This is a genomic window from Micromonospora sp. MH33, assembly GCF_003013775.1.
Taxonomy (GTDB): domain Bacteria; phylum Actinomycetota; class Actinomycetes; order Mycobacteriales; family Micromonosporaceae; genus Micromonospora; species Micromonospora fulviviridis.
This window is the reverse complement of record NZ_MUYZ01000317.1, coordinates 1-7,739: the sequence shown is the minus strand read 5'-3', so window position 1 is coordinate 7,739 and position 7,739 is coordinate 1. Positions and strand designations below refer to the sequence as shown.

9 protein-coding genes and 3 pseudogenes are annotated in these 7,739 nt (G+C 74.3%); all 12 read right to left on the bottom strand.

Features of this window, described 5'->3' with window-relative positions; all coding sequences use genetic code 11:
* Positions 1-476: pseudogene (locus B0E53_RS30710) on the bottom strand (hypothetical protein); the annotation flags it as partial.
* Between the two features lie 7 nt (positions 477-483).
* Positions 484-1,428, bottom strand: coding sequence for an RluA family pseudouridine synthase (locus B0E53_RS30705; RefSeq protein ID WP_107079182.1), 945 nt, complete (start codon positions 1,426-1,428; stop codon positions 484-486).
* Positions 1,425-2,027, bottom strand: coding sequence for a signal peptidase II (lspA, locus tag B0E53_RS30700; protein WP_107079184.1), 603 nt, complete (start codon positions 2,025-2,027; stop codon positions 1,425-1,427). Before lspA ends, B0E53_RS30705 begins: the two co-directional genes overlap by 4 nt.
* Before the next feature lie 67 nt (positions 2,028-2,094).
* Complete coding sequence (locus tag B0E53_RS30695; protein WP_091268039.1) at positions 2,095-2,514, bottom strand: TraR/DksA C4-type zinc finger protein; 420 nt, start codon at positions 2,512-2,514, stop codon at positions 2,095-2,097.
* A gap of 222 nt (positions 2,515-2,736) precedes the next feature.
* Complete coding sequence (locus B0E53_RS30690) at positions 2,737-4,242, bottom strand: potassium/proton antiporter (protein WP_107079181.1); 1,506 nt, start codon at positions 4,240-4,242, stop codon at positions 2,737-2,739.
* A gap of 22 nt (positions 4,243-4,264) precedes the next feature.
* Complete coding sequence (locus B0E53_RS30685) at positions 4,265-4,564, bottom strand: DUF167 domain-containing protein (protein WP_210406282.1); 300 nt, start codon at positions 4,562-4,564, stop codon at positions 4,265-4,267.
* 13 nt (positions 4,565-4,577) lie between these two features.
* A pseudogene (locus B0E53_RS40465) lies at positions 4,578-4,776 on the bottom strand (hypothetical protein); the annotation flags it as partial.
* 294 nt (positions 4,777-5,070) lie between these two features.
* Positions 5,071-5,373: pseudogene (locus tag B0E53_RS39830) on the bottom strand (hypothetical protein); the annotation flags it as partial.
* A 73-nt stretch (positions 5,374-5,446) separates the two neighbouring features.
* A complete protein-coding gene (locus B0E53_RS30675; RefSeq protein WP_107079179.1) occupies positions 5,447-6,250 on the bottom strand; it encodes a DivIVA domain-containing protein in 804 nt (267 codons plus the stop codon).
* A 41-nt stretch (positions 6,251-6,291) separates the two neighbouring features.
* Positions 6,292-6,597 (bottom strand): YggT family protein, encoded by a 306-nt coding sequence (locus B0E53_RS30670; RefSeq protein WP_107079178.1) that lies wholly within the window; start codon positions 6,595-6,597, stop codon positions 6,292-6,294.
* A gap of 28 nt (positions 6,598-6,625) precedes the next feature.
* Positions 6,626-7,321, bottom strand: coding sequence for a cell division protein SepF (gene sepF / locus B0E53_RS30665; RefSeq protein ID WP_107079177.1), 696 nt, complete (start codon positions 7,319-7,321; stop codon positions 6,626-6,628).
* Positions 7,322-7,515: 194 nt separating this feature from the next.
* Positions 7,516-7,739 (bottom strand): alanine racemase (locus tag B0E53_RS30660; protein WP_210406281.1); only part of this gene is annotated, 224 nt, incomplete at its 5' end.

Genomic DNA, 7,739 nt, shown 5'->3' with positions numbered 1-7,739 from the left:
GCCGCCGGAGCGGCGGCGCGCGCCCGGTAGTCGGCGGCCTCCCGGTCCTTGCGCCCCGCCACCTCGGCCATCCCGGCGACCACGTCGTCGGGCAGGCGCAGCGCGGCGATCCGGACGATCTCGGTCTGCCGCCCGGGCACCGGCACCCGGGCCACCACCGCGGAGACCGGAGCGCCGCCCAGCGCGACGGCCACCTGCGCCGGCGTCAGGTACGCGGCGAACGAGACCAGGGCGTAGCTGCCGGGCGCCCGGGCGTCGAGCCGGGCGAGTTCGTCGGCGGCGGCGCGCAGGTAGGCCGGAACGGCGTCGCCGTCGGCCACCCCGACCCGGGTCACCTCGCCCACCGTGCGGTCCCCCACCGGCCGGTCCCCCCGCTGCGCGACGGCGACCACCAGCACCACCAGCGCGCAGGCCAGGGCGAGCCAGGTGAGCGCGCCGGAGCGCGACCGGCGCGGCGGCTGGGTGTCGGTCGTCATCGCCGGGTCAGTCGCGCAGGATCTCCAGCGCCCGGGCCAGGTCGTCCGGGTACTCGCTGACGAACGTGACCTCGTCGCCGGTGCGCGGGTGCAGGAAGCTCAGCGAGCGCGCGTGCAGCCACTGCCGGCTCAGCCCGAGCCGCGCGGACAGGGTCGGGTCGGCGCCGTAGGTGAGGTCGCCCACGCAGGGGTGCCGCAGCGTCGAGAAGTGCACCCGGATCTGGTGGGTACGCCCCGTCTCCAGCCGCACGTCGAGCAGGCTGGCCGAGGGGAACGCCTCGATGGTGTCGTAGTGGGTGACGCTCGGCTTGCCGCCGGAGACCACCGCCCAGCGGTAGTCGTGGTGCGGGTGCCGGTCGATCGGCGCGTCGATGGTGCCGCGCAGCGGGTCCGGGTGGCCCTGCACCACGGCGTGGTAGCGCTTCTCCACCTCGCGGTACTTGAACGCCCGCTTCAACGCGGTGTACGCCTGCTCGCTCTTGGCCACCACCATGACGCCGGTGGTGCCCACATCGAGCCGGTGCACCACGCCCTGCCGCTCGGCGGCGCCGCTGGTGGAGATCCGGTGGCCGATCCCGGCCAGCCCGCCGATGACGGTCGGGCCGGTCCAGCCGGGGCTGGGGTGGGCGGCCACCCCGACCGGCTTGTCCACCACCACGATGTCGTCGTCGGCGTAGACCACGGTGAGGCCGGGCACGGCCTGCGGCACCACGGTCGGCGGGGCGGCCGGCGCGGGCAGCGTGACCTCCAGCCAGGAGCCCGCCTTGACCTTGTGCGAGTTGGGCCGGACCGCACCGTCGATCAGCGCGTCCCCGGCGTCGACCAGCGCCGCCGCGGCCGTCCGGGACAGCCCGAAGAGCCGGGAGACGGCCTGGTCCAGCCGCATGCCGTCGAGCCCGTCCGGGACGGGCAGGGACCGGTGGTCGCCGCCGGCGGCGAAGGCGGAGGTCACGCGCGCTCCCGCTGCTCGGCGGGGGTCTCGTCGCCGGACCGCTCGGCGGTGGCCCGGGAGCCGTCCCGCTGCCGGCCGGTCAGCTCCAGGAACACCGCCAGCAGGACGCCGCAGACCAGCGAGCTGTCGGCCAGGTTGAACACCGGCCAGACCTGCCCGTACGGGTCGAAGAGGCTGACCATGTCGACCACGTGCCCGACGAAGTGCCCGGGGGCGCGGAAGATCCGGTCGGTGAGATTGCCCAGCGCCCCGCCCAGCACCAGCCCGAGCGACACGGCCCAGGGCAGCGACCGCAGCCGCAACGCCATCCAGGCGATCCAGGCGACCACGCCGATGGTGATCAGCGGGAAGACCCAGGTGTGGCCGGAGCCGATGCTCCACGCGGCGCCGCTGTTGCGGGTCAGGCTGAGGTAGACCGCCCCGCCGAGCAACGACACCGGCCCCCGCCCGGTGAGCTCCGAGAGCGCGAGCTGCTTGGTGACCAGGTCGGCGACGAGCGAGGTCAGGGCCACGCCGAGCAGCAGGCCGGTCGCCTTGCGGCGGGGCGTGCCGGTGCCCGGGCCGGCGGTGCCGGACCCGGCGGGCGGTGCTGCGATCATCTGCTCCCCATCGACGCTCGCGACGGTGGCGGTCACCGTCTGCCGTTCGGCCGCCGGGGAACGGACGTCAGCGCCGCTCCTCCAGCTGCTTGCAGCTCACGCAGAGGGTGGCCGACGGGAACGCGGCGAGCCGCTCCACCGGGATCGGGTTGCCGCACCGCTCGCACCAGCCGTAGCCACCCTCGTCGAGCCGCTCCAGCGCGCGCTCGACCTGCGTGATCCGCTCCTTGATGCTGTTGGCGAGTGAGATCTCCTGCTCGCGCTCGAACGTCTTGGTGCCGGTGTCGGCCTGGTCGTCCCCGGCCGAGTCGGTCAGCCGGTCGCGCTGCAGCTCGGTGATCTCGCTCAGCGTCTGATCGTACTCGGCGTTGAGCTCGTCCCGCCGTGCCGCCAGGGCGGCCCGGATCTTCTCGGTCTCCGCGGCGCTGCGGGTGGCCTTCGCCACCGGCTTGCGGCCGGCGGTCCTGGTGTCGGCTGGCTTCGCCATCGTCAGCTCCCTCAGCCGCGTGCCGCGGCGGTCAGCGTGCCTGGGCGGGGACCGCCGGCGTCGGCGTCCCCCATGTACAGAACGGGCGCGCGGCGACAGGGCCGCGCACTCCGGAGGGTGGCAAGAATACGGAACGTACAGGCGTCCGACAACGTGCCGCACCGTCGCACCGCATTTCAGCCCCGAACAGCCACCAATTAGGGCAAAAGGAACGCTAGCAGATCAGGCGGTCCAGTCCTCGCCGTACTCGCCAAACCACCGGGCCAGCCGACCCCGCCGGCTCACCGCCCGCAGCCGCCGCTCCGCCTCGTCCCGCACCTCCGCGGTGGCCACGATGAGCAGGCTGTCCCCGACCTTCAGCCGGGTGTCCAGGCCCGGCACGAAGCCCACCCCGTCGCGCAGCACCAGGGTCACCGAGGCGCCCACCGGCAGCCGCAGCTCGTCCACGTGCACCCCGCCCAGCCGGGAGCCCGGCGGCACCTCCAGCTGGAGCAGGTCGGCCCGCATCCGCTCCAGCGGGGCCGTCTCCAGCAGGATCTCCGCCGCCTCGGCCGGCGCGGTCACCCCGAGCCGGCGGGCCGCCGGCGCCAGGGTCCCGGCCTGGAGCAACGTGAAGATCACCACCAGCACGAAGACCGCGTCGAAGAGCCGGTCGGCGCCCGGCACCCGCAGCGAGAGCGGGATGGTGGCCAGCACGATCGGCACCGCGCCGCGCAGCCCGGCCCAGGAGAGGAAGAGCTGCTCGCGCACCCGGAACCGGAACGGCAGCGCGGAGACCGCTACCGACAGCGGCCGGGCGAGCAGCAGCAGGGCCAGCCCGGTCACCACGGCCGGCAGCACCGCCTCGGCCAGCCGGCCCGGCGAGACCAGCAGGCCGAGCAGCACGAACAGGCCGATCTGGGCCAGCCAGGCCAGCCCGTCGGCGAAACCCAGGATGGCCTGCCGGTGCGGCAGCCGGGCGTTGCCGAGCAGGACGCCGGCCACGTAGACGGCCAGGAAGCCCGAGGCGTGCAGCACCGAGCCGGCCGCGTACGCCAGCACCGTGAAGCCGACCACCGCGATCGGGTAGAGGCCGGCGGACGGCAGGGCGGCCCGGCGCAGCGCGTACCGGCCGGCGATCCCGGCGGCCACCCCGACCGCCGCGCCGGCGCCCAGCTCGTAACCGACCAGGAGCACCTCGTACCACCACGGGTGGGCCGCCTCCACCCCGGCCCGGGACAGCAGCAGCACCAGGATGACCACCGGGGCGTCGTTGATCCCGGACTCGGCCTCCAGGGTGGCCACCAGGCGGGGCGGCAGGCGCAGCCGGCGCAGGGTGGCGAAGACCGCCGCGGCGTCGGTGGACGAGAGCACCGCGCCGTAGAGCAGCGCCAGCCGCCAGTCGAGGCCGAGCAGCAGGTGCACCACCACGCCGACGACCAGGATGCTGACCACCACGCCGACCGTGGAGAGCGCGGCGGCCAGGCCGAGCACCGGTCGCAGGGTGCTCCACCGGGCGCTCAGCCCGCCCTCGGCGATGATCACGATGAGCGCGCAGAAGCCGAGCACCCGGGTCAGCTCGACGTTGTCGAAGTGGATACCCAGGCCGGCCTCGCCGATGGCCACCCCGAGCGCCAGGTAGACCAGGAGACTCGGCACGCCGAGCCGGGTGGAGAAGCGCACCGCGCCCACCGCGACCAGCAGGACGCCCGCACCGACCAGTAGCGCGACGTCGAGCCCCGGCGTCATGCGGGGCCGGTCCGGAGGGTCCTCACCCGGCCGATCCGTCGCGCAGCCGCCGGAGCACGTCGGGCAGCCCGGGGGCCGGGTGCTCGATCAGGTAGAGCTTGTCCCGGCTGGCCGCGCCGGCCCGCAGGGAGACCGCCGCCGGCCGGGCGCCGAGCGCGTCGGCCAGGGCCCGGCGGGCCGCCTCGGTGGCCCGGCCGTCCACCGCGGGCGCGTTCACGGCGATGACCAGGGCCGGTCCGTGCGGGCCGTCGAACCGGCCGCCGACCCGGGCCCGGGAGGCACCGGGCTTCACCCGTACGGCGACGGTGAGCGTGTCGTCCATGGTCACCATGATCAGTGCGGCCGGGCCTCGGCGAGCAGGGTGGTGGCCGGTGCGCAGCGGGCACACGGGGTGAAGCCCAGCCCGACCGCCTCTGCGACGGGCAGCGGCTCGTCGACCCGGCCCACCAGGTGGGGGCAGTCGGGCAGGTGGAAGCGGGGATGGCCGTCGACCACCCGGACCTCACCGTCGAGCCGGACCAGCCGGGCGACCTCCCCCGCGGAGAGGACCTCGGCCGGCGGGTCCCCCTCGAACGGGCCGTCCGGCGCCGGCGAGGTGGGCGCCGGGGCGTCCGTCGCGGTCTCTGCGCGCGACGGGCCGCGCGGTGCGGGGGGCGAGTAGGGCTCGGCCGGCGAGTAGGGCTCGGCCGGCGAGTAGGGCTCGGCCGGCGAGTAGGGCTGGGCCGGCGAGTAGGGCTCGGGCTGCGGGTCGAACACAGCAGCCCGCGGGTCGAACGGGTCGGCTGCCGGGTCGAACGCAGCGGTCGCCGGGTCGAACGGGTCGGCCGCCGGTGGCTCGGGTGGTTGCCGCCACCCGGGTCCACCGGTGCCGATCGTCGACGAAACGTGCGGGACCGGGGCTTCCGACTCGTCGTGGGACGCGCCGGTCGGCGCGGTCCGGCGGCGCGGCCCGGTCCCCCGGCCCGCCGTGCCCCGGGCGGCGGCCGCCTGGCGGGCGAACGCCACGAGGGCGACGGCGGCCAGCAGGCTGGCCGCGATTGAGGTGATCAGCAGCGCGCTGGACCCACCGGCCAGCCCGGCCACCAGGAGCACGACCGCGACGAGGATGAGCAGGATGCTGGCGGCTATCACGGCTCACCCCCGGCCGCGTCGTGTCGGTCTGCGCGGTCCGTGGCCGCCCCGGGGACGGCCACCGACGGCGGGATCAGCGGCCGGACTCGAGCGAGCCCGCGCGGCCGCCACCGTAGGAGCCGGCGAGGCCGGCGGCGGCGAGGCCGTTGCTGCCGCCGGCGGCACGGTTGCCCTCGGAGCGGGTCATCTCGGCCTCCAGGCCCTGGCCGCGACCGTCGAGGTCACGCAGCTGGCTCTCCAGGTACGCCTTGAGGCGGGTGCGGTACTCGCGCTCGAACTGCTTGAGCTCCTCGATGTGCTTCTGCAGCGCGGTGCGCTTGGCGTCCAGGCCGCCCATGGCCTCCTGGTGCCGCTGGCGGGCGTCCCGCTCGAGGGCGTCGGCCTTGGCGCGGGCCTCGCGGGTGACCTCCTCGGCCTTGGAACGGGCCTCGGAAAGCAGCTGGTCGGCCTCGCGGCGGGCGTCGGACACGTGGTCGTCGGCGGTGCGCTGGGCCATCATGAGCACCCGCAGGGCCTGCTGCTCCCCGTCCGCCGCGGTGGCCGGGCCACCCTGGGCGCGGACCTGCTCCAGCTCGGCCTGCATCGCCCGGGCCGCCTGCTCGGCGGCCGCCTTGTCGCGCTGCACCCGGTCCAGCTGGGCCTTGACGTCGTTGAGCTCCGCCGCGAGCCGGGCATCGCCGCCGGGGCCGGCGGGAGCGCCGCCCCGACCGCCGCGCTCCACCTGGGCACGCAGCTCGTTGTTCTCCTCGATCAGACGGGCCAGCTCGCGCTCGACCTCGTCCAGGAAGGCGTCGACCTCCTCCTCGTCATACCCCCGCTTGCCGATCGGCGGCTTTTTGAAGGCGACGTTGTGGACGTCGGCCGGGGTCAGCGGCATCGAAACTCCTCGGGTCAGTTGCGGCCGCGAAAGCAGGCTGATCAGCTAAAAGCGTGGATCAGCTGCCCTAACACGAACTCCATCAGCACGAACAGGATAACCAGGAGCACAAGGGAGGCCAGGTCGATGCTCACGGTACCAATCCGCAGCGGTGGGATCACACGCCTCAACGCGCGCAGGGGCGGATCAGTGACGCTCCACACGACTTCGAGTCCCGCCGATGCTCCCCGGCCCGGTTGCCAGCGGCGACCATAGGCCAGAACGGCGCCGAGGACAAATCGGGCCAACAGGATGAGCAGGAAGAAATACAGGAGCAGATAGAGCACCTGGAACAGGATCGACAACACGGCAGGCGACGTCCCTCGGTCGTGCGGGCTAGCTCAGGCTGAAGAAGCCGCCCTCAGCGATCTTGGCCTTGTCCTCCGCGGTGACCTGGACGTTGGCCGGTGAGAGCAGGAACACCCGGTTGGTCACGCGCTCGATCGTACCCCGCAGGCCGAACGCGAGCCCGGCGGCGAAGTCGACCAGTCGGCGGGCGTCCGCCTCGTCCATCTCGGTGAGGTTGATGATCACCGGCACGCCGTCGCGGAAGTGCTCACCGATGGTGCGCGCCTCCCGGTAGGTGGTCGGGTGCAGGGTGGTGATCTGGTAGCGCTGCTCGTCCTCGGGCACCACCGCCCGCTCGCGCGGCTGGGCCTGCGGCGCCAGGGCGAGGTTGTCGCGGGTGTGGTAGGTCAGCGCGCCGGAGGTCTCCCCCGCGCCGGAGCGGGTGATCGACCGGACGCTGGACCGCTCGGTCCGCTCCGGCCGCTCCACCTCGGCCCGGTCGGCCTCGGCCGCGCGGCTCGACGCGCGCTCGCTCAGCCGGCCGCGGTCGCCCACCCGGCCACGGGTCGCCGGCGGCTCCTCGGACTCGTCGTCCTCCTCGTCGGCGAACTCCTCCGAGTAGCGGCTCGACCGGTAGCGCGACTCGCGGTAGCCACCCTTGTCGTAGCCACCGTCCTCGTACGCCCGCTCATCGTCCTCCTCGACGAGACCGAGCCAGACCCCCGCCTTGCGCAGTGCACCCATCCCCGCGCCCTTCCGTCCGCCGTGCGGCACGCGCCCCCGTGCCGTGTCGCTTGATCACGAGTGGACAACGATGCCCACCGGACCGGATCGGCAATCCCCCGGCGAGCGATTCGCGGTCCGCTCGCCACGGCCCCCGGCTACGGGAACGCCGTTCCTGAACAACACTGATGTAATTTGCTTCTTTCGCGGTCAGGCTACCGCAGCGTGGAGCGCATTCCGAGCAACGCGCTGCCGACGCGGACATGTGTCGCGCCGTATTCGATAGCGATTTCCAGATCACCGCTCATGCCCGCCGAAAGCACCGTCGCCTCGGGATGGTCGGCGCGGAATCGCGCCACCACCTCGGCCAGCCGGGCGAATGCCCGGTCCGGCTCCCAGCCCAGCGGGGCGACCGCCATGAGGCCGGCGAGCCGCAACC